The sequence below is a fragment of the Pseudomonas sp. IT-P2 genome, assembly GCF_949767575.1.
Lineage (GTDB): Bacteria > Pseudomonadota > Gammaproteobacteria > Pseudomonadales > Pseudomonadaceae > Aquipseudomonas > Aquipseudomonas pharyngis.
The window spans coordinates 181,831-201,272 of record NZ_CATKQA010000047.1 but is presented as its reverse complement, the minus strand read 5'-3'; the positions used below and the strand labels follow the sequence as shown (position 1 = coordinate 201,272).

The 19,442-nt window shown below is 60.3% G+C and carries 20 protein-coding genes; 10 read left to right on the top strand and 10 right to left on the bottom strand.

Annotated features, from left to right (window positions below; translation table 11 throughout):
- Positions 1 to 47: 47 nt before the first annotated feature.
- Positions 48 to 461 (top strand): large-conductance mechanosensitive channel protein MscL, encoded by a 414-nt coding sequence (gene mscL / locus ACM6JM_RS26765; RefSeq protein WP_039771752.1) that lies wholly within the window; start codon positions 48 to 50, stop codon positions 459 to 461.
- A 32-nt stretch (positions 462 to 493) separates the two neighbouring features.
- Here the strand turns inward: mscL and ACM6JM_RS26760 are convergent, their stop codons facing one another.
- Positions 494 to 1,270, bottom strand: a complete 777-nt coding sequence (locus ACM6JM_RS26760; protein ID WP_103385467.1) for a ferredoxin--NADP reductase — start codon at positions 1,268 to 1,270, stop codon at positions 494 to 496.
- A 315-nt stretch (positions 1,271 to 1,585) separates the two neighbouring features.
- Here ACM6JM_RS26760 and ACM6JM_RS26755 point away from each other — a divergent pair, with 315 nt between their 5' ends.
- Both ACM6JM_RS26755 and ACM6JM_RS26750 read left to right on the top strand, forming a co-directional pair.
- On the top strand, positions 1,586 to 2,308 hold the full coding sequence (locus tag ACM6JM_RS26755) for a LuxR C-terminal-related transcriptional regulator (protein WP_103385468.1): 723 nt from the start codon (positions 1,586 to 1,588) through the stop codon (positions 2,306 to 2,308).
- 151 nt (positions 2,309 to 2,459) lie between these two features.
- Positions 2,460 to 3,584 carry a methyltransferase gene (locus ACM6JM_RS26750; protein WP_163976524.1) on the top strand — a complete coding sequence of 375 codons (1,125 nt, stop codon included), beginning with the start codon at positions 2,460 to 2,462 and terminating at the stop codon, positions 3,582 to 3,584.
- A gap of 68 nt (positions 3,585 to 3,652) precedes the next feature.
- Here the strand turns inward: ACM6JM_RS26750 and ACM6JM_RS26745 are convergent, their stop codons facing one another.
- The 3 genes from ACM6JM_RS26745 to ACM6JM_RS26735 are packed head-to-tail and all read right to left on the bottom strand — an operon-like array spanning position 3,653 to position 6,325.
- Complete coding sequence (locus ACM6JM_RS26745; protein ID WP_085668053.1) at positions 3,653 to 3,820, bottom strand: DUF2474 domain-containing protein; 168 nt, start codon at positions 3,818 to 3,820, stop codon at positions 3,653 to 3,655.
- Between the two features lie 57 nt (positions 3,821 to 3,877).
- Entirely contained in the window at positions 3,878 to 4,885 is a 1,008-nt protein-coding gene (gene cydB, locus ACM6JM_RS26740) for a cytochrome d ubiquinol oxidase subunit II (RefSeq protein ID WP_039771762.1), read from the bottom strand.
- A 3-nt stretch (positions 4,886 to 4,888) separates the two neighbouring features.
- Entirely contained in the window at positions 4,889 to 6,325 is a 1,437-nt protein-coding gene (locus ACM6JM_RS26735; RefSeq protein WP_039771763.1) for a cytochrome ubiquinol oxidase subunit I, read from the bottom strand.
- Positions 6,326 to 6,725: 400 nt separating this feature from the next.
- Between ACM6JM_RS26735 and ACM6JM_RS26730 the strand changes: the two genes are divergently transcribed.
- Complete coding sequence (locus ACM6JM_RS26730) at positions 6,726 to 7,964, top strand: MFS transporter (protein ID WP_414882765.1); 1,239 nt, start codon at positions 6,726 to 6,728, stop codon at positions 7,962 to 7,964.
- Between the two features lie 5 nt (positions 7,965 to 7,969).
- Here the strand turns inward: ACM6JM_RS26730 and ACM6JM_RS26725 are convergent, their stop codons facing one another.
- Entirely contained in the window at positions 7,970 to 8,521 is a 552-nt protein-coding gene (locus ACM6JM_RS26725; RefSeq protein ID WP_039771994.1) for a DJ-1 family glyoxalase III, read from the bottom strand.
- A gap of 67 nt (positions 8,522 to 8,588) precedes the next feature.
- Entirely contained in the window at positions 8,589 to 9,038 is a 450-nt protein-coding gene (locus ACM6JM_RS26720; protein WP_103385471.1) for a DUF4879 domain-containing protein, read from the bottom strand.
- Positions 9,039 to 9,258: 220 nt separating this feature from the next.
- Here ACM6JM_RS26720 and ACM6JM_RS26715 point away from each other — a divergent pair, with 220 nt between their 5' ends.
- Positions 9,259 to 10,554 carry an NCS2 family permease gene (locus tag ACM6JM_RS26715; protein ID WP_074691509.1) on the top strand — a complete coding sequence of 432 codons (1,296 nt, stop codon included), beginning with the start codon at positions 9,259 to 9,261 and terminating at the stop codon, positions 10,552 to 10,554.
- Positions 10,551 to 11,630, top strand: a complete 1,080-nt coding sequence (trmA, locus tag ACM6JM_RS26710) for a tRNA (uridine(54)-C5)-methyltransferase TrmA (RefSeq protein WP_074691511.1) — start codon at positions 10,551 to 10,553, stop codon at positions 11,628 to 11,630. Before ACM6JM_RS26715 ends, trmA begins: the two co-directional genes overlap by 4 nt.
- Positions 11,631 to 11,684: 54 nt before the next feature.
- Here the strand turns inward: trmA and ACM6JM_RS26705 are convergent, their stop codons facing one another.
- Positions 11,685 to 12,131, bottom strand: a complete 447-nt coding sequence (locus tag ACM6JM_RS26705) for a hypothetical protein (protein WP_039771767.1) — start codon at positions 12,129 to 12,131, stop codon at positions 11,685 to 11,687.
- Positions 12,128 to 12,556 carry a DUF4160 domain-containing protein gene (locus tag ACM6JM_RS26700; protein WP_074691513.1) on the bottom strand — a complete coding sequence of 143 codons (429 nt, stop codon included), beginning with the start codon at positions 12,554 to 12,556 and terminating at the stop codon, positions 12,128 to 12,130. The genes ACM6JM_RS26705 and ACM6JM_RS26700 overlap by 4 nt, the downstream gene beginning before the upstream one ends.
- A 204-nt stretch (positions 12,557 to 12,760) precedes the next feature.
- On the opposite strand from ACM6JM_RS26700, the gene ACM6JM_RS26695 reads away from it, so the two are divergent.
- The 3 genes from ACM6JM_RS26695 (at position 12,761) to ACM6JM_RS26685 (ending at position 15,113) form a co-directional block, all read left to right on the top strand.
- Entirely contained in the window at positions 12,761 to 13,672 is a 912-nt protein-coding gene (locus ACM6JM_RS26695; protein ID WP_103385472.1) for a LysR family transcriptional regulator, read from the top strand.
- 140 nt (positions 13,673 to 13,812) lie between these two features.
- The gene (aroQ, locus tag ACM6JM_RS26690; RefSeq protein WP_039771771.1) at positions 13,813 to 14,262 is read left to right on the top strand and encodes a type II 3-dehydroquinate dehydratase; all 450 of its coding nucleotides are present in this window, start codon (positions 13,813 to 13,815) and stop codon (positions 14,260 to 14,262) included.
- A complete protein-coding gene (locus ACM6JM_RS26685; protein ID WP_039771772.1) occupies positions 14,259 to 15,113 on the top strand; it encodes a shikimate dehydrogenase in 855 nt (284 codons plus the stop codon). Before aroQ ends, ACM6JM_RS26685 begins: the two co-directional genes overlap by 4 nt.
- 33 nt (positions 15,114 to 15,146) lie before the next feature.
- Here ACM6JM_RS26685 and ACM6JM_RS26680 read toward each other — a convergent pair whose 3' ends face one another.
- Together ACM6JM_RS26680 and quiC are read right to left on the bottom strand one after the other, a co-directional pair.
- Positions 15,147 to 15,824 (bottom strand): TetR/AcrR family transcriptional regulator, encoded by a 678-nt coding sequence (locus ACM6JM_RS26680; RefSeq protein ID WP_085612590.1) that lies wholly within the window; start codon positions 15,822 to 15,824, stop codon positions 15,147 to 15,149.
- 102 nt (positions 15,825 to 15,926) lie between these two features.
- Positions 15,927 to 17,828: a 3-dehydroshikimate dehydratase QuiC gene (quiC, locus tag ACM6JM_RS26675; RefSeq protein WP_085668056.1), complete on the bottom strand. Its 1,902-nt coding sequence runs from the start codon at positions 17,826 to 17,828 to the stop codon at positions 15,927 to 15,929.
- A 273-nt stretch (positions 17,829 to 18,101) separates the two neighbouring features.
- Here quiC and ACM6JM_RS26670 point away from each other — a divergent pair, with 273 nt between their 5' ends.
- The gene (locus ACM6JM_RS26670) at positions 18,102 to 19,439 is read left to right on the top strand and encodes an MFS transporter (protein WP_064599596.1); all 1,338 of its coding nucleotides are present in this window, start codon (positions 18,102 to 18,104) and stop codon (positions 19,437 to 19,439) included.
- Positions 19,440 to 19,442: the final 3 nt, after the last annotated feature.

The window sequence follows — 19,442 nt, the reverse complement described above, 5'->3', positions numbered from 1 at the left end:
TGATTTACACTGCGTACACCAAACTCATCTGTAACAAGGAAATAACTATGGGCGTGCTCAGCGAGTTCAAGGCCTTCGCGGTCAAAGGCAATGTGGTCGACATGGCCGTCGGTATCATCATCGGCGCGGCCTTCGGCAAGATCGTTTCATCGTTTGTCGGCGATGTGATCATGCCACCCATCGGCCTGCTGATCGGCGGCGTGGATTTCAGTGACCTGGCCATCACACTCAAGGCTGCCCAGGGCGATGCGCCTGCCGTGATGCTGGCGTATGGCAAGTTCATCCAGAGTGTTCTGGACTTCGTGATCGTCGCCTTCGCGATCTTCATGGGCGTCAAAGCCATCAACCGCCTGAAGCGCGAAGAAGCTGTAGCCCCTACCCTGCCGCCGGTACCGACCAAAGAGGAAGAATTGCTGGGTGAGATCCGCGATTTGCTCAAGGCCCAGAACAACCAGCCTTGAAGACTGAAACGGCGCCTTAGGGCGCCGTTTCCTTACCAGTAGTTTTCCACCGCCACCTGTCCCGGTCGCCGGGTCAGACTCAGGGCCATGCCGCGTTGCTTGAGCAAGGCCCGGGTGTCATCGATCATCTGCGGATTGCCGCAGAGCATGACCCGGGAATGCGCCGGCGTCAGCTCCACACCGGCCATCTTTTCCAGTTCGCCATTTTCGATCAACGTAGTGATGCGACCGTTGAGGGCGCCGGCATACGGCTCACGCGTGACCACCGGAATAAACTGGAACTTGTGGGCGTATTCCGCGAGGTAGTCGCGCTGTGTCAGTTCCGCGATCAGTTGTTGATAAGCCAGTTCCCGGGCCTCTCGCACGCTGTAGACCAATATGATTCGCTCAAATTTCTCCCAGACTTCGAAGTCCTGCAGGATCGACAGAAACGGCGCCACGCCCGTGCCTGTGGATAACAGCCAGAGATCGCGGCCATCAATGAATCGGTCCAGCGTCAGATAGCCAAAGGCCTGGCGCTCTATCAGCAAGGTATCCCCCGCCTTCAGCCGGCTCAGTTCGCTGGTGAACTCGCCGCCCGGCACCACGATGGAAAAAAACTCGAGAAATTCGTCGAACGGCGAAGATACCATCGAGTAGGCGCGCCACACCGTACTGCCGTCCTCACGCGTAACGCCAAGCCGAGCGAATTGCCCGGCGCGGAAGCGGAAACCGGCATCCCGCGTGGTGCGCAGGGTGAACAGACTGGGGGTCAGCGGCTGTACATCGAGCAATGTCTGGCGGCTGAATTTTTCACTGCTGGCAGTCATTGGGTTACTCCATCAACAATGACTCAAGTGTTACCCATTAATCTTCAGTGGAACACCGACAATTTGTAATGACATTTCAAAGTGCCATCATCTAAAAGCCAGCAGCGGACATCGATTATAGAGGCCGAAGCGATGCAACCCTTTAAATGATTCCCTGCATATAAAAACTCATTATTCATATTCCAGTTTCTGCCACCGTCCAAGAACAAAAAAATCCAACAGCTTTGTAGGAATCCTCCTACACTTCCACCCGTGCTGGTTCCTTGGATCCAATTTGCCCCCCCGCGGAAATGAAACACTGGAGAACAACCTAAAATGGAAAGGTGGAAGGAGTATCAAATAGAACAGCTTACGCGCGCGAAGAATATTGAAAACGCATTCCCGATCTTGAAAAACTTTGCCAACAACATCGGTTTTCAATTCTGCGGTATTACCGTCTCGCGGCCTGACTCCCAGTCATTCAAACCGTTTTATATCAATAACTTCACAGAGGCGTGGAACGACGAATACGAAAAACATTGCTGTGAAAACGACCCGATTACAGCTTTTTGCCATCATTCAATGTTGCCGTTTCTCTGGACCAGGAAAGCATTTTCCAAGGCACCGACAATGTGGAGTGCGCTTCAGAATCACGGGATGGAACATGGCTGGTCACAGTCGTATCTCGACGAAGAGAACGACCTGTGCTGCACCATCAGTCTGGCACGACCCCATTGCGAAATCTCTGCATTGGAGCTCTACGAACAATACGGTGTGATGCACTTCATCACGCAGCACTTGAGTGGAATGATCGTCCACGCCCTCCCGCCGGCACAGGCCAAATCACCGCCCGTACGACTGTCTACCCGGGAGCTCGAAATCGTAAGGCTGTGCGCATTGGGCAAGACAGCCTGGGAAATCGGCCAGATTCTGAATGTGGCCGAACGAACCGTGAACTATCACATCAAAAACCTGATCGTTAAGTTCAACGCCTGCAACAAGGTGTCAGCCGTCATCGCCGCCACCAGGGCCGGGTTTATTCCCACTCACCCGTACTGAAATCAGGCGAGTATTGCCAACAAAAAAAACGTACCATTTGCAACCTTCCTGAGTGATGACGCGATCTTTTGCGCCGCTGTCCACTCGGACGGTTCCGCCGCACTCCCCCTGGGCCGCGGGACACCCGTCGATTACCCAGAGTCCCCGCCCCATGCCTTTGCTCGATACGCCCTTCGCCCAGCTCGATCTGATCCGCCAGCCCGAACAGCAGAACGAACCGCTGCAAGCCTTCGACGCAGCCGACGAATATCTGCTCAATCATCTGGCCGAACAGAACCTGTCGGCGCAGACTCGGGTTCTGGTGCTCAACGACAGTTTCGGCGCGCTGGCCATCAGCCTCTCGGGCAAACTGCAGGTCAGCACCAGCGGTGATTCGTTCCTGGCGTTTCAGGGGCTGGAAAAAAACCTGCTGCGCAACGGCCAGGCGTTCGATGCTGTGCGCGGTATTCCCGCCAGCGCGCCATTGATCGGGCCGTTCGACCAGGTGCTGATTCGCGTCCCGAAAACTCTGGCGCTGCTGGAAGAACAACTGATTCGCCTGCAAGGCCAATTGGCACCGGGCGCTCAGGTAGTGGCAGCGGCGATGGTCAAGCATTTGCCCCGCGCCGCCGGTGATCTGCTGGAACGCTACATCGGGCCGGTTCAGGCTTCGCTGGCGGTGAAGAAGGCCCGACTGCTGATCGCCACGCCCGAGGCCAAGGCACCGACCGTCTCGCCCTACCCGACCCGCTATCACCTCGACGAGCCGGCCATCGAACTGCTCAACCACGCCAACGTTTTCTGCCGTGAAGGGCTGGACATCGGCACCCGTGCCTTCCTTCCGCACCTGCCGAAAAACCTCGGCTCGGCACGAGTCGCCGACCTTGGCTGCGGTAACGGCGTACTGGCCATCGCCAGCGCCCTGCAAAATCCTGAAGCGCATTACACGCTGGTGGACGAATCGTTCATGGCCGTGCAATCGGCAGCCGAGAACTGGCGCGCGGCGTTCGGTGAACGTGACGTGATCGTACGCGCCGGCGACGGTCTGGCCGGCCAGGAGGCGCAATCGCTGGACGTAGTCCTGTGCAACCCGCCATTCCACCAGCAACAGGTGGTCGGCGATTTCCTTGCCTGGCGCATGTTCCAGCAGGCCCGCGAAGCGCTGGTCGTTGGCGGTGCGCTGTACATCGTCGGCAACCGTCACCTGGGTTATCACAGCAAACTGGCGCGACTGTTTCGGGGTGTCGAGCAAGTCGCCGCGACTCCGAAATTCGTGATCCTCAAGGCGCGCAAATAATCCGGGCAAAAAAACCCTCCGGTCGGAGGGTCGAAAATCCGTGCCGCAAGGCAGCGGGATGGGAAGTCTCAGTGCGTGGTCAGGCCTGCTGCATTCATGAACATACGCATCAGGCTGGCGACGATGAACAGAGCACCGACGCTGCCGACCCAGATCATGGCCAACCAGCCGAGCCGCTGCCACAGCGGCTTTTTTTCGGCTTGTTCAATGTCGTGCAGGGAATGTTTGCCGGTCATGCTTGCATCCTCCGGTTGCGGGAGATGGCGCCGCGGTCGGCGCCATCGTGATCACCATTAGTGATAACCGTCTTCGTGGGTGACCTTGCCGCGGAACACGTAGTAGCTCCAGAAGGTGTAACCCAGGATGAACGGGATGATGAACAGCGTACCCACCAGCATGAAGCCCTGGCTTTGCGGCGGCGCGGCGGCGTCCCAGATCGAGATCGACGGCGGCACGATGTTCGGCCACAGGCTGATGCCCAGACCGCTGTAGCCGAGGAAGATCAGCACCAGGGTCAGCAGGAACGGCATGTAGTTGGCGTTTCGCGCCACCGCACGGATCAGTGCGTACAGCGTCACCAACACCAGAATCGGCACCGGCAGGAACCAGAACAGATTGGGCAGGCTGAACCAGCGCTCGGCGATTTCCGGGTGAGAGAGCGGCGTCCACAGGCTGACGATGCCGATCACCGCCAGCAACACGAAGGCCAGCGGGCGCGCCAGGTCATGCATCTGCTCCTGAAGCTTGCCTTCGGTCTTCATGATCAGCCAGGTGCAACCGAGCAGCGCATACGCCACAACAAGCGCGGCGCCGCAGAACAGCGTGAACGGCGTCAGCCAGTCCAGTGAACCGCCGGCATATTGCCGGTTGACCACCGGCAGACCATCGATGAACGCGCCAAGCGCCACGCCCTGAAAGAACGTCGCCGCCACCGAACCACCGATGAACGCCTTGTCCCACAGGTGACGCTTGTCGTCCTTGGCCTTGAAGCGGAACTCAAACGCCACGCCACGGAAGATCAGCCCGATCAGCATGAAGATCAGCGGCAGATACAGCGCCGACAGCACCACCGAATAGGCCAGCGGGAATGCGCCGAACAACGCAGCGCCCCCCAGTACCAGCCAGGTTTCATTGCCGTCCCACACCGGGGCGACGGTGTTCATCATCACGTCGCGGTCGGTCTTGCCGGGGATGAACGGGAAGAGAATCCCGATCCCCAGGTCGAAACCGTCCATCACCACGTACATCATGATCCCGAAGATGATGATCACGGCCCAGATCAGCGGAAGATCAATACCCATGACTCAAATCTCCTTGGTCAGGCTGCGGTCGTGTTCGGCGCCGTCGTCGTCGGCAGCGGACAACGGACGTGCCGGTGTGCGTTTCTGGCCAGGACCACCGTCGTTGGTTTCCTTGCCTTCGTCGGTCTTCGGCCCTTTGCGCACCAGGCGCATCATGTAGCCCAGCCCCGCACCGAACAGCGCGAAATACACCACCACGAACATGATCAGCGTGATGCTCATCTGCATGAAACTGTGGTTTGAAGACGCATCGGCCGTGCGCATCAGCCCGTAGACCACCCATGGCTGACGACCGATTTCAGTGGTGAACCAGCCCGCCAGGATCGCGATCAGGCCGGACGGCCCCATCCACAGCGCCAGGTACAGGAACGGCCGCGAGGTGTAGAGCGAGTCACGCTTGCGCAGCCACAAACTCCACAGACCGGTGAAGATCATCAGGAAGCCGAGACCGACCATGATCCGGAACGACCAGAACACGATGGTCGAATTCGGCCGGTCTTCTGGCGGGAACTCCTTGAGCGCCGGGACTTGCTTGTCCAGCGAGTGGGTCAGGATCAGGCTGCCGAGGTATGGAATCTCGACAGCAAACTTGGTCTTTTCTTCCTTCATGTCCGGCCAGCCGAACAGGATCAGCGGTGTCGCTTCGTCGCCGACGTTTTCCCAGTGACCCTCGATCGCGGCGATCTTCGCCGGTTGGTGTTCAAGGGTATTGAGGCCATGGAAGTCGCCGATGACTGCCTGGATCGGCGCAACGATCAGCGCCATCCACATCGCCATCGACAGCATGGTGCGGATCGCCGGGTTGTCCTTGCCGCGCAGCAGGTGCCAGGCCGCCGACGAGCCGACGAAGAAGGCCGTTGCGACGAACGCTGCCGTCGCCATGTGCATCAGGCGATAGGGGAATGACGGGTTGAAGATGATTGCCAGCCAGTCGGTTGGAATGACCTGACCGTTGACGATCTCGAAGCCCTGCGGGGTCTGCATCCAACTGTTGGAGGCGAGAATCCAGAACGTGGAAATCAGTGTGCCGATGGCCACCATCACCGTGGAGAAAAAGTGCAGGCCGCGCCCGACCTTGTTCCAGCCGAACAGCATCACCCCCAGGAAACCGGCTTCGAGGAAGAACGCCGTGAGCACTTCATACGTCAGCAACGGGCCGGTGACTGAACCGGCGAAGTCCGAGAAGCGGCTCCAGTTGGTGCCGAACTGGTAGGCCATGACCAGCCCCGAGACCACGCCCATGCCGAAGTTGACGGCAAAGATCTTCGACCAGAAATGGTAGAGGTCACGGTAAGTGTCGTTGCCGGTTTTCAGCCACAGGCCTTCCAGCACCGCGAGATAACTCGCAAGACCGATGGTGATCGCCGGGAACAGGATGTGGAACGAGATGGTGAACGCGAACTGAATTCGGGCGAGATCCAGGGCCTCTAAACCGAACATAAGCTTTCCTCTATCAGATAACGGTTCCAGGACTGGCGGCCTTGAACCACTGCCCCCACGGGTATGGAGTGCGGCGAACTCGAATTCGTTCTTCTTTTTACAGGCATCGCGACGCAGGGAGTCTGCCGACGGGTCCGGGATCAGTTCCGCGATGGGTCTTGATCTGGATCAATCAACGTTGAAAGAGTAGTCCCATTTCCGACGGAGAACCGCGTGGTCTTTTGCCGCGTGACAAGTTGCCTCACAGACCTGGCAACGCTCTGAAATACGTCCGTGGCCGGAGCTCGCGCCACGACGGGGAAAAATCGATGTCTGGCTAACTAAATTTTCTGTCATAGCAACTTCCTGTTACAGACTGGTGATAATCTCGCGGTTCCCCTCGATCAAGACCGGCCCGCAAATGCCCAGCCAAGAGCCCTTGCTGTTACGTCACCACCGTCCCTTCGTTGCGTTCTGGTTGGCCCGGATCTTCACCGCCAGCGGTTTTCAGATGCTCACCGTGGCGATCGGCTGGAACCTCTATCAACTGACCGGCAATGTGCTCGACCTGGGTCTGGTCGGGTTGGTGGAATTCGCGCCACGTGTATTGTTCATGCTGCACACCGGCCACGTTGCCGATCGCTACGACCGGCGCAAGGTCGCGGCGATCTGCCAGTCGTTGCAGGCCTTGATCGCCCTGGCACTGGCCATCGGCAGCGTCACTGACCATGTCACCCGGGAAATGATCTTTATCCTGGCGTTCCTGCTGGGCGCCGCACGATCGTTCGAAATGCCGACCACCCAGGCGCTGCTGCCGAGCATCGTGCCCAGCACGCTGTTCCCACGGGCGGTTGCCGCTGCGCAATCGGCGCAGCAATCGGCCACCATCGTCGCCCCGGCACTCGGCGGTCTGCTCTATGCCTTCGGTAGCGTGTGGGTCTATGGCCCGACGGTCATTCTGTATGTCATCGCCTGCACGCTGATGCTCAACCTGCCCGCGCGGCAAACACCGCTGAACAAAGGCAAGGCGACGCTGGATTCGTTGCTGGCCGGAATTCGCTTCATTCGCAGCCGTCCAGACATTCTCGGGGCGATTTCGCTGGATCTGTTCGCCGTGCTGCTCGGCGGCGCCACCGCGTTGCTGCCGGTGTTCGCCAGGGACATTCTGCTGACCGGGCCGTGGGGGCTCGGGTTGCTGCGCTCGGCGCCGGCGGTCGGGGCGTTGATGATGTCGCTGTTCCTGGCGCGGTTTGCCGTTGAGCGAAACGTCGGTCGGGTGATGTTCACTGCCGTCGGCGTGTTCGGTGTTGCCACTATCGCCTTCGGTCTGTCGACCTCGTTCTGGTTCTCCCTGGCGGTGCTGGTGGTGCTCGGCGCGGCGGACATGATCAGCATGGTGATCCGCGCCTCGTTCGTGCAACTGGAAACCCCGGACGAAATGCGCGGCAGGGTCAGCGCGGTGAACGGCCTGTTTATCGGTGCCTCCAACCAGCTGGGCGAATTCGAATCCGGCCTCACCGCCCACTGGTTCGGCACCGTGCCGGCGGTGGTGATGGGCGGGGTCGGCACGCTGGTGGTGACCGGAACCTGGATCAAACTGTTCCCGACCCTGGCCAACCGCGACCGGATGCATGTGCCGGTGGAAGAGGTGAAGGCCTGAACTTCTCAGGCCAGCAACTCCCCCGCCACCTTCGCTCTGACGGCCTTGCCCGCCAGTTGCTCGACCAGCGTCAGGGCAAATGCCAGCGCGGCGCCGGAGCCTTGGGCGGTGATGCAATTGCCGTCGACCACCACCGGTTGATCAACAAAGGTGCAACCGGAAAGGTTATGACTGCTGACGGGCAGGCAGGTCATCCGGCGTTGGCGTAATACACCGAAGCTTTGCAGGGCGACGGCCGGGGCTTCGGCGATGGCGGCGAACAGTCGTCCGGCACTGGCCTGATCCTTTAGCAGTTGTTGAAGAGGCTGGTGCGCGGCAAGGTGTTGCGCGCCGACAGCGCCACCGGGCAGGACAATCAGGTCGAAGGTCTGGGCCAGCACATCAATGAGCATGCCGTCGGCGGTCAGTCGAGTGCCTCGGGCGCAGGTCAGCATGCGCCGGCCCTCGATGCTGGCCGCCACCACTTCGACGCCGGCGCGACGCAGCACGTCGATCAGGGTCACGCATTGCAGATCATCGATGCCCTCGGCGAGGGTAATCAGGGCTCTAAAGGTCATGGGCGCCATCCGCTGGGTGATCCTTAAAGCGTAGTCAGCTTTGCCCTGCCCTGTTCGGCGACAGCCGTTACTTGATGTAAAGCTGGGTCGACATCGTATTGCGCGGGGCGTTGATCGACGTGTTGCTGAAGGTAAAGGTGCCTTCCTGTCGGGTCGCCAGATCGAAGGTGTACAGCGAACCGACGGTTTTCGCGCCTGGCGTGCATTCGGTCAGGTTGCCGTTATCGAAAGCACAGACCGGGCTTCGGGTGCCGTTCACTTCAAAGCCGTCCAGCGCTGCCTGAGGCTGGCTCTGGCCGTAACCGATTTCCAGCACATAGACCTTGATGCCCGGCGCGCTGTGATCGCAACGGGTTTGCACCTGGCCATCGGTAATGTCTTCGAGCCCGCAGGACGACGACTGAACCTTGATGACTTTCACCTCGCTCAATGGCGGTGCCGACGCCGCAAGTGCCGTCGGTACAACGGCCAGCAGCAAGGCCATCAGTCCAGCGGTCTTCATCCAACCCTTGTTCATGCGATCCATCCCCGAAAAAACAGCGCGCAGTATGGCGTACTTGGCCGTGGTGCAAAACTTCGCCGACGATCGACACCAACATCCGCCATCTTCCTCACGCTGCTGGTATGATGCGCGGCTTTTTCCGGCCCACCACAATTTTCCAGGCGCTTGCGACGGTCTGTGCTTTGCTGTTGAGGTCGATACATTCACGGCGCCACGCGCGCCACGGGGAGCAGACATGCTGGAAAGGCTGTTTCAACTCAAGGCACACAACACCAACGTGCGAACCGAGATTCTGGCGGGCGTCACGACCTTCCTGGCCATGGCCTACATTCTGTTCGTCAACCCGAGCATCCTCGGCGAGACCGGCATGGACAAAGGTGCGGTGTTCGTCGCCACGTGTCTGGCAGCCGCCATCGGCTCCACGGTCATGGGCCTGATCGCCAACTACCCGATCGCCCTCGCGCCGGGCATGGGGCTGAACGCCTTTTTTACCTACACCGTCGTGCTGCACATGGGCCACACCTGGCAAGTGGCGCTGGGCGCGGTGTTCATTTCGGCCGTGTGCTTCTTCCTGCTGTCGATCTTCCGCATCCGTGAATGGATCATCAACAGCATCCCGCTGCCACTGCGCTCGGCGATTGCCGCCGGTATCGGCCTGTTCCTGGCGCTGATCGCCCTGCACAACGCCGGCATCGTGGTCAGTAACCAGGCGACCATGGTCGGCCTCGGCGACCTGAAACAACCGGCTCCGATCCTCGCCACCCTCGGTTTCGCGCTGATCGTCGCCCTTGAGGCCCTGAAAGTACGCGGCGCGGTGCTGATTGGCATTCTCGCGGTGACCATCGTTTCCATCGTGATGGGCTTCACCCCGTTCGGCGGCGTGACCTCGATGCCACCTTCGCTGGCCCCGACCTTCCTGCAACTGGACATCAAGGGCGCACTGGACATCGGTCTGGTCAGCGTGATCTTCGCCTTCCTGTTCGTCGACCTGTTCGACAACTCCGGCACCCTGATCGGCGTCGCCAAGCGCGCCGGCCTGATGGGCAAGGACGGCCACATGCCGAAAATGGGCCGTGCACTGATCGCTGACAGCACCGCGGCCATGGCCGGTTCGCTGCTGGGCACCTCGACCACCACCAGCTACATCGAATCTGCCGCAGGCGTGAGCGCCGGCGGCCGCACCGGCCTGACCGCCATCGTCGTCGCGATCCTGTTCCTGCTGGCGTTGTTCTTCTCGCCACTGGCCTCCAGCGTACCGGCCTTCGCCACCGCACCAGCGCTGCTGTTCGTCGCCGTGCTGATGACTTCCGGTCTGGCGGAAATAGACTGGGACGACATCACCGTCGCCGCGCCGGTCGTGGTCACCGCTCTGGCAATGCCTTTCACCTATTCCATCGCCAACGGCATCGCCTTCGGCTTCATCGCCTGGACTGCGATCAAACTGCTGTCCGGCCGTGCCCGTGAGCTGAACCCGGCGCTGGTGATCCTGTCGATTCTGTTCGTGATCAAGCTGGGTTGGTTCAACGCATGACTTTTGATTCCCAGGCCTACGCCGCACAACTCGAAGACAAGGTCACGCGCCTGCGTGACCTGCTGGCCCCGTTCGATGCACCGGAGCCGACGGTGTTCGACTCGCCGTTGCAGAATTTCCGCCTGCGCGCCGAATTCCGCCTGTGGCGCGAGGCCGGTGAGCGGCATTACGCGATGTTTTCCCAGGACGACAAACGCACGCCGATCCTGATCGAAGAGTTCCCGATCGCCAGCCTGCGCATCAACCAGTTGATGCCGCAATTGAAAGCGGCCTGGCAGGCCAGCGCGGCGCTGAGCCACAAGCTGTTTCAGGTGGAGTTTCTGACCACCCTGGCCGGCGACGCGATGATCACCCTGTGCTATCACCGCCCGCTGGACGAGCACTGGCATACAGCGGCCACCAAACTGGCGGCTGATCTGGGCGTCAGCATCATCGGCCGTTCCAAGGGCAAGCGCGAAGTACTCGGCCTCGATTACGTGGTCGAGAAACTCGACGTCGGTGGTCGCACGTTCAGCTACCGCCAGCCGGAAGGCGCGTTCACCCAGCCTAACGGCACCGTGAACCAGAAGATGCTCAACTGGGCATACGAAGCACTGGGTGATCGCAGCGACGATCTGCTGGAGCTGTATTGCGGCAACGGCAACTTCACCCTGCCACTGGCGACCCGCGTGCGCAAAGTGCTGGCCACCGAAATCAGCAAGACTTCGGTCAACGCCGCACTGAGCAACCTGGCCGAAAATGCTGTGGATAACGTCACGCTGGTGCGCCTGTCCGCCGAAGAGCTGACTGAAGCACTGAACGAAGTTCGCCCGTTCCGTCGCCTGCACGGTATCGACCTGAAAAGCTACGAGTTCGGCAGCGTGTTCGTCGACCCGCCACGGGCCGGCATGGACCCGGACACCTGCGAACTGACCCGGCGCTTCGACAACATCCTGTACATCTCCTGCAACCCGGAAACGCTGGCAGCCAACATCGCCCAACTGCACGACACGCACCGCATCACCCGCTGCGCGCTGTTCGACCAGTTCCCTTGGACTCACCACATGGAATCCGGCGTGCTATTGACCCGGCGTTGATCGCACTGCCAGATACAAGAAAGCCGTCCTGACCGACGGCTTTTTTGTGCCTGTTCATGGCACGGGATCGATCTTGCGCGGGCGCCCGCCCTTCCTGCCGTTGGCCCGGGCAGCTTCGGCTTTCGCGGTGCTGCTCTGGCGGCCATTGCGAGAGGCGATCACCGAGGCAGCCATGGCCATCAAAGGTTGACTGGCCGAGATCATGCCGGCGATGGAAACCTGCAGATCCTTGCCGTCGTGGCAGAGCGCTGTGCCGGCAAAGCCAACGTTCAATCCAGTGAAGTCTTCCGGTTCGAAATCATCGAATTCGCGGTAGAGATTCACTGGGAGCAGCACGCCGCTGTCGTCCTCGAAGTGAATCACCAGGCAGGGTTTCTGAAAGGCCACCGACACGGCTTGAAGGCTGCTGCGTCGGCGCAGCCCTCCCCGCTCAACAGCTTCATCGAGACGCTTTTCTGTTACCGGTCGATCAGCATGCAAACCGGCTTTTACTGTTTTCATAGTTCGATCTCCACACCTTCCCGAGCACCAACCAGGGCCAGCAGGGTTTTGTTTTCTTCTGGTTCGTAATACGCCGATCCGATTCTGAAGGTTGCTCCGGTGACTGCGCGCATGACGGCCACTTCGTTCGAGTCCCCGTCCCACCATTGATTATCGAGACACGCCGTCTGCAATCGAGTCCACCAGATTCGACGGGCCCGCCGCAGATGAACAGTTTCACGCAGCGATTGACGCAGCCCCTCGAGCACTGCAATCGGTGGCCGACGCGACAGGGGCACCACATCCCATAACTCCACGCCGTTGTGCCAGAAGCTGAATTTGAAACGGGCACTCCATGCACCTGAATCAACGTGCGCATGGGGCGGACAATGTTCGTCTCGCAGCATGATCACCACCGACAATCCCTTGTAACTGCACACTTTCATGCTAACCCATCCGTTAGGTTAAAGAATTTCGAAAACTGCCATTCCCTGACAATTCCGACCATCGGCATTGCTGCCTCAAATGGTCATTACGTTTTCGAGCCTAGTGCGGGATTCAGGAAAGCCCCGCGCAAAATGGTAAGCAGTTCTTTCGCAGCGGCCACGCATTTGCTACATACGAAGACTCATTCCCCGGTGTAATCAATCATGCAACGACACTTCGACGATCTTCAGCTGGGCAGCATCGAGCTGTTTTGCCTGGCCGCCGAGTGCGGCAGTTTCACCGGCGCGGCGCAGGCGGCTTCGGTGACGCCGGCAGCGGTGAGCCGCTCGGTATCCCGCATGGAGGAACGGCTGGGCGTACGGTTGTTTGCGCGCACTACCCGCAGCGTGAAACTGACCGACAGCGGCCGTCGCTACTACGAAGAATGCAGCCAGGCGCTGGCGCAACTGGTCGAGGCGCAACGGGAAGTCATGGGCCAGCAGCAGGAACCGTCCGGCACCCTGCGTATCAGTATTCCTACAACCTACGCCCATCACCGGATCCTGCCGCTGTTGCCCGCGTTTCGTGCGCGCTTCCCGCAGGTGAAGGTCGACATGCACATCAGCAACCGCAACATCGACTTCGTCGGCGAGGGTTACGACATGGCGATCCGCGTGCGGGCAATCCCCGACTCCGGCCTGATCGCCCGCCATCTGGAGGACGCAGCGCTGGTGATGGTCGCCAGCCCCGACTACCTCAAACGCGCCGGCACGCCGCAGACCCTCGAAGACCTCGAACAACACGAGTGTATTCAGTACGAATTGCCCAGCAGCGGGCGGCGGATCACTTGGCTGTTCTATGAGGAAGACGCGCCACGGGAAATCCTCGCCGAGGGCAACTTCTGCTGCTCCGATGACGTGCTCGGTGGCGTGACCCTGGCCAAACATGGCGCCGGGTTGTTCCAGACCTATCGCTTCATTGTCGAAAAGGAACTGGCCGACGGCTCGTTGGTGGAAGTGCTCCAGCCCTACAGCGGACGCTCGCGACCGTTCACCTTGCTGTACCCGCAAAATCGCCACATGCCGCTGCGCGTCAGGGCTTTCATTGATTTTCTGGTCGAGCAGTTGCCGCATTGATTTCACCTGTGTGCGATCACCGCACACAAAACCGGGCTGCCGATGCAGAGCAATTGATTAAAGTAACCATCTAGTACAATTTAACTCCACAGGTCGAAACCCTCGGCCCAAGCCAAAAACAATAAGTGGAGTTTGCCCCCATGCCCCCTATCGTTCTGGTGCTCAACGGCCCGAACCTGAACCTGCTCGGCACCCGTGAACCGGCGACCTACGGTCACGAAACCCTGGCCGACATCTCTGCCCTGTGCGGGCGCGCCGCCGAAGAGTTCGGCCTGGCCGTGGAGTTTCGCCAGACTAACCACGAGGGCGAATTGCTCGACTGGATTCACGGCGCCCGTCAGCGCTGCGCCGGCATCGTGATCAATCCGGCCGCCTGGACTCACACGTCGGTCGCGATCCGCGACGCTCTGGTCGCCAGCGAATTGCCGGTGATCGAAGTACACCTGTCCAACGTCCACGCCCGCGAGCCGTTCCGTCATCACTCGTTCGTCTCGGCCATCGCCACCGCCGTGATGTGCGGCTTCGGCAGCCACGGCTATCGCCTGGCCCTGGAACATTTCAGCCAGCGGCTGAAGGGGCGAACCGCATGAACCGCAACAACGTGATACTCGCCGGGCTGATCGGCGCCGGCATTCAGGCTTCCCGCACTCCGGCGCTGCATGAACACGAAGGCGACGAACAGGGCCTGCGCTACTTGTACCGGCTGATCGACCTCGATCAACTGCAACTGGACAGCAGCGCCCTGCCCGATCTGTTGCAGGCCGCCGAACGCATGAATTACACCGGCCTGAACATCACCTTCCCGTGCAAGCAGGCAATCATCCCGCTGCTCGATGAATTGTCTCCGGAAGCCCGAGGCATCGGCGCCGTGAACACAGTGGTGCTGAAGGACGGCAAACGCGTCGGCCACAACACCGATTGCCTGGGTTTTGCCGAAGGTTTTCGTCGCGGCCTGCCAGACGTTGCCCGCGAGCGCGTAGTCCAGATGGGCGCCGGCGGTGCAGGCGCGGCCGTTGCCCACGCCTTGTTGAGCGAAGGCGTACAGCAGCTGAGCATCTTTGATGTGGATGTCGAGCGCGCCGAAAGCCTGGCCAACAACCTCAATCAGCATTTCGGTGCCGGTCGGGCCGTGGCCGGACATGATCTGGGGAGCACGCTGAGTCAGGCCGATGGTCTGGTAAACACTACGCCGATGGGTATGGCCAAATTGCCCGGCATGCCCGTGCCGGCGGCGCTGCTGCGGCCCGAGTTGTGGGTGGCGGAGATTGTGTATTTCCCGCTGGAAACCGAACTCCTGCGCAACGCCCGCGCCCTGGGTTGCCGAACCCTGGATGGCGGCAACATGGCGGTGTTTCAGGCAGTGAAGGCGTTTGAGCTGTTCAGCGGCAAGGTGCCGGATGCGCAGCGAATGCTCGCGCATTTTCAAAGCATGAATGGATAAAACAGTGAGGGGGCCTGGCCCCCTCGACTTCGGTCACGCCTGCAAGTAGCGCAGCACCGACTCGCAAATCATCTCGCGATGACGTTGCTTGATGCTTTCGTCCGGCAGGTCGATCTGGAAGATCTCTCCGAAGGTATGGCGGTTCGATACGCGATAGAAGCAGAACGAACTGATCAACAGATGCACGTCCAGCGCGTCGAGCCCGGCGCGGAACACGCCTTCTTCAGCACCGCGACGCAGAATCTCGCCCAGGGAATCGAGGATGGTGTTGTTCATCGCCTTGATCGCGTCGGAACGCTTCACATACTCGGCGTTGTGGATGTTTTCGATGCTGACGATCCGCACGAAATCGACGTTGCGATCGTGGTGATCGAAAGTGAATTCCACCAGACGCCGGATCGCTTCCACCGGCGGCAATTCAGCCAGGTGCAGGCGGTTTTCAGTGCTGCGGATATCGCCGTAGAGCTTCTCCAGCACCTCGACGTACAACTGCTCCTTGCTGCCGAAGTAGTAATAGATCATGCGTTTGGAGGTGTGGATACGCTCGGCGATCGCATCGACGCGAGCACCGGACAGCCCCTGCTGGACGAACTCGACGATCGCCTCCTGCAGGATATTCTCGCGGGTCTTTTCCGGGTTGTTCTTGCGACTCTTGCGCGGCTCTACCGCGGGTAGAACGGGAGCTGCGGGAAGTTCTGAAGTCATTGTCATTGCGGGCTCACGGCCATCACTGCACAGGCTGGCGATTATGGGCCGCGCGACCCAGTGAAGGAAGCCGCGCGACCGGTGTTTAATCCCGCGTTTACGAATTTCCTACAACTTCGCCTGGCGAACCGCGCCACTGCGTGATTTGGCCATCGCCGCCAGCCGCACCGCGACGTTGGCCGCGCCATAACCGGCGTATCCGTTCTTGCGCTGGATGATCTCGAAGAAGAAGCGCCCCTCGAACGGCTCGGTATAGACGTGAAACAACTCGCCGCCCTGCGCATCGCGGTCGTACAGCACGTTGTAGTACGCCAGCTCGCTGAGAAACTCGTCATCGAAATCGAAGCGCGCCGCCAGGTCGTCGTAATAGTTCAGCGGGATGTCCAGCAGCGGCACGCCCGCCTCTTTCGCCCGGCTGACTTCGGCGAAGATATCGTCGCAATCGAAGGCGATGTGATGCACCCCGGAACCGCGATAACTCGACAGCGCGTGTGAGATCGCGGTGTTGCGGTTCTCGGAAATGTTCAGCGGCAGACGGATCGAACTGTCGCGACTGCGCAGGGCGCGGCTCTTCACCAGCCCGTACGGATCCGGCAGCACCACTTCGTCATCAGCCTCGAAATCCAGCAGGCTCTTGTAGAACAACACCCAACTGTCGAGGCTGTCCGCCGGCAGCGCCATGGCCATGTGATCGATGCGCTTGAGACCACCGCCCGCCACTGCATTTGGCAGCAGATTGAAGTCGGTGCCGTAGACATCCGCCTCCTGATCCACCAGATAAATCAGGCTGCCATCCGGCGCACGCACCGCCGCCAGTTCCAGTTCATTGGGGCCGACCAGTCCGCGATACGGCTGACCTTTATAGGCAACGGCCCGGGCCAGCGCGCTGGCGCTGTCCTTGACCCGCAAGGCGGTGGCGCACAGCGACGGGCCGTGGGCCTCGAAAAAACTGTGGCCGAACGAATAGGGTTCAGAGTTGAGGATCAGGTTGATATCACCCTGACGCAACAGGCTGACACTCTTGGAGCGATGCTGGCCGGCCTTGACGAAACCCAGCCGTTCCAGCCAGTTCGACAGCTTGGCGCCCAGGCTTTCATCCACGGCGAACTCAAGAAACTCGATGCCGTTGTATTCGCTGGCCTTCGGCGTTTCGAAGAGGATGTCGCGGTTATCCACAGGACGGATTTCCTGCTCCAGACGCTGGCGGGTTTTCTCCTCCAGATACAGCAGCGAACGCAGACCGTCAGCGGCATTGGCCCGAGGCGGCGCGGCGCGGAAGCCGTCGTTGAAGATTTCCAGCGACAGCGGCCCGGTGTAGCCGCTCTGGATGATCGGCGCGAGGAAGCCCGGCAGATCGAATTCGCCCTGCCCCGGGAAGCAGCGGAAATGCCGGCTCCACTCCAGCACGTCCATCGCCAGGATCGGCGCGTCGGCCATCTGTACGAAGAAAATCTTGTCGCCGGGAATCTCGGCAATCGCCCGTGGATCGCCCTTGAGCGACAAGGTGTGGAAGCTGTCGAGCAACACGCCGAGGGCCGGGTGATCGGCCTGACGCACGATGTCCCAGACCTGTTGATAAGTATTGACGTGACGGCCCCAGGCCAGCGCTTCATAACCGATGCGCAGGCCACGGGCACCAGCGCGCTCGGCCAGCAGGCGCAGGTCGTCGATGAGGATCTGTTGATCGCCGAGGCTGTCGGGGGAGGCGTTGCTGCAGACCAGCACCAGGTCGGTGCCCAGTTCCTGCATCAGGTCGAACTTGCGCTCGGCCCGTTCCAGGTTGCGCTCCAGACGATCACGGCGGCAGCCTTCGAAATCGCGGAACGGCTGAAACAGGGTGATGGCAATCCCGAGGTCGGCGCACATCTGCCGGATTTCCCGGGGGCTGCCGTCGTAATACAGAAGATCGTTCTCGAAAATCTCCACCCCGTCGAACCCGGCGGCGGCAATGGCTTCGAGTTTTTCCGGCAGGGTTCCGCTCAAGGAGACGGTGGCAATGGATCGCTGCATGTTTCAACTCCCGGTGGAGACGTCGGCTACGAAAATTGCGCCGCTTTTATAGGGTGAGCGAATTATTGGTCCCGGTTTTTCATTGAGCAATTTAAACTGTACTACCCGGTTAGTTTTGCGTGCGATTATCGAACAGAATGCCGGTTTGGCGAATTGACGATTTTTCGTCCACTGCCCAACATCCGTCTCACCTTGAGTCCGGAACTGAACCACCGGTCGCAGCGTGCACAAGAAAAGCACACCAAATAACAAATCCAAAAACGGGTGGAACACATGATTCCTTCACAGACTTCCCGCATGGCTCCGGCCATGAGCACTGCCACGGGTGGCATCGGCGACAAGATCCGCGGCGCCATGGCCGTCGGCAAGACCCGTTGGGGCATGCTGGCGCTGGTGTTTTTCGCCACCACCCTCAATTACATCGACCGCGCCGCCCTCGGCGTCATGCAGCCGATCCTCGCCAAGGAAATGAGCTGGACGGCGATGGACTACGCCAACATCAACTTCTGGTTTCAGGTCGGCTACGCGATCGGTTTCGTGCTGCAAGGACGGCTGATCGATCGGGTCGGCGTCAAGCGCGTGTTCTTCTGCGCGGTGCTGCTCTGGAGCCTGGCCACCGGCGCCCACGGTCTGGCGACCTCGGCGGTGGGCTTCATGGTCTGCCGATTCATCCTCGGTCTGACTGAAGCGGCGAACTACCCGGCCTGCGTGAAGACCACGCGCCTGTGGTTCCCGGCCGGCGAGCGCGCCGTGGCCACCGGCATCTTCAACGCCGGCACCAACGTCGGCGCGATGTTCACCCCGATGCTGCTGCCGCTGATCCTTCACGTGTGGGGCTGGCAGGCCGCATTCCTGTGCATGTCGGCACTCGGCGGGATCTGGCTGCTGTTCTGGGGCCTGAAGTATTTCAACCCGGAAGATCACCCAAACGTTAAGCAGTCAGAGCTGGAATACATCCAGAAAGAAGTCGAACCGGAACAGGCCCGCGTGCCGTTCTCGAAAATCCTGCGGATGCGCGGCACCTGGGCCTTCGCCCTCGCCTACTCGCTGACCGCGCCGGTGTTCTGGTTCTACCTGTACTGGCTGCCGCCGTTTCTCAATCAGCAATACAACCTGGGCATCAACGTCACCCAGATGGGCATTCCGCTGATCATCATCTACGTGACCGCTGACTTCGGCAGCGTGGGCGGCGGGATTCTGTCTTCGTTCCTGATCGGTCGCGGCATGAACTCGATCAAGGCGCGGCTGCTGTCGATGTTCCTGTTCGCCTGCTGCATCATCGGCGTGGTCATGGCCGCCGGTTCCGCCAACCTGTGGATTGCCGTCGCTGCCATCTCCCTGGCCATCGGCGCGCACCAGGCCTGGACCGCCAACATCTGGAGCCTGGTGATGGACTACACGCCCAAGCACATGATGAGCACGGTGTTCGGTTTCGGCGGCATGTGCGCAGCGATTGGCGGGATGTTCATGACCCAGATCGTCGGCCACATCCTGACCGTCACCAACAACAACTACACCGTGTTGTTCACTCTGATCCCCGCGATGTACTTCATTGCCCTGACCTGGATGTACTTCATGGCACCGCGCAAGATTCCTACCGTCACTGAGTAGCCT

What these genes read in the sequence shown, in the direction of transcription:
- ACM6JM_RS26720 (WP_103385471.1), bottom strand. Translation starts at nt 9,038, where the DNA reads ATGAACAAGGGTTGGATGAAGACCGCTGGACTGATGGCCTTGCTGCTG.
- ACM6JM_RS26760 (WP_103385467.1), bottom strand. Translation starts at nt 1,270, where the DNA reads ATGACTGCCAGCAGTGAAAAATTCAGCCGCCAGACATTGCTCGATGTA.
- aroQ (WP_039771771.1), top strand. Translation starts at nt 13,813, where the DNA reads ATGCCCCCTATCGTTCTGGTGCTCAACGGCCCGAACCTGAACCTGCTC.
- ACM6JM_RS26745 (WP_085668053.1), bottom strand. Translation starts at nt 3,820, where the DNA reads ATGACCGGCAAACATTCCCTGCACGACATTGAACAAGCCGAAAAAAAG.
- quiC (WP_085668056.1), bottom strand. Translation starts at nt 17,828, where the DNA reads ATGCAGCGATCCATTGCCACCGTCTCCTTGAGCGGAACCCTGCCGGAA.
- ACM6JM_RS26670 (WP_064599596.1), top strand. Translation starts at nt 18,102, where the DNA reads ATGATTCCTTCACAGACTTCCCGCATGGCTCCGGCCATGAGCACTGCC.
- ACM6JM_RS26680 (WP_085612590.1), bottom strand. Translation starts at nt 15,824, where the DNA reads ATGACAATGACTTCAGAACTTCCCGCAGCTCCCGTTCTACCCGCGGTA.
- ACM6JM_RS26695 (WP_103385472.1), top strand. Translation starts at nt 12,761, where the DNA reads ATGCAACGACACTTCGACGATCTTCAGCTGGGCAGCATCGAGCTGTTT.
- ACM6JM_RS26725 (WP_039771994.1), bottom strand. Translation starts at nt 8,521, where the DNA reads ATGACCTTTAGAGCCCTGATTACCCTCGCCGAGGGCATCGATGATCTG.
- trmA (WP_074691511.1), top strand. Translation starts at nt 10,551, where the DNA reads ATGACTTTTGATTCCCAGGCCTACGCCGCACAACTCGAAGACAAGGTC.
- cydB (WP_039771762.1), bottom strand. Translation starts at nt 4,885, where the DNA reads ATGGGTATTGATCTTCCGCTGATCTGGGCCGTGATCATCATCTTCGGG.
- ACM6JM_RS26715 (WP_074691509.1), top strand. Translation starts at nt 9,259, where the DNA reads ATGCTGGAAAGGCTGTTTCAACTCAAGGCACACAACACCAACGTGCGA.
- ACM6JM_RS26755 (WP_103385468.1), top strand. Translation starts at nt 1,586, where the DNA reads ATGGAAAGGTGGAAGGAGTATCAAATAGAACAGCTTACGCGCGCGAAG.
- ACM6JM_RS26730 (WP_414882765.1), top strand. Translation starts at nt 6,726, where the DNA reads ATGCCCAGCCAAGAGCCCTTGCTGTTACGTCACCACCGTCCCTTCGTT.
- ACM6JM_RS26705 (WP_039771767.1), bottom strand. Translation starts at nt 12,131, where the DNA reads ATGAAAACAGTAAAAGCCGGTTTGCATGCTGATCGACCGGTAACAGAA.
- ACM6JM_RS26700 (WP_074691513.1), bottom strand. Translation starts at nt 12,556, where the DNA reads ATGAAAGTGTGCAGTTACAAGGGATTGTCGGTGGTGATCATGCTGCGA.
- mscL (WP_039771752.1), top strand. Translation starts at nt 48, where the DNA reads ATGGGCGTGCTCAGCGAGTTCAAGGCCTTCGCGGTCAAAGGCAATGTG.
- ACM6JM_RS26685 (WP_039771772.1), top strand. Translation starts at nt 14,259, where the DNA reads ATGAACCGCAACAACGTGATACTCGCCGGGCTGATCGGCGCCGGCATT.
- ACM6JM_RS26735 (WP_039771763.1), bottom strand. Translation starts at nt 6,325, where the DNA reads ATGTTCGGTTTAGAGGCCCTGGATCTCGCCCGAATTCAGTTCGCGTTC.
- ACM6JM_RS26750 (WP_163976524.1), top strand. Translation starts at nt 2,460, where the DNA reads ATGCCTTTGCTCGATACGCCCTTCGCCCAGCTCGATCTGATCCGCCAG.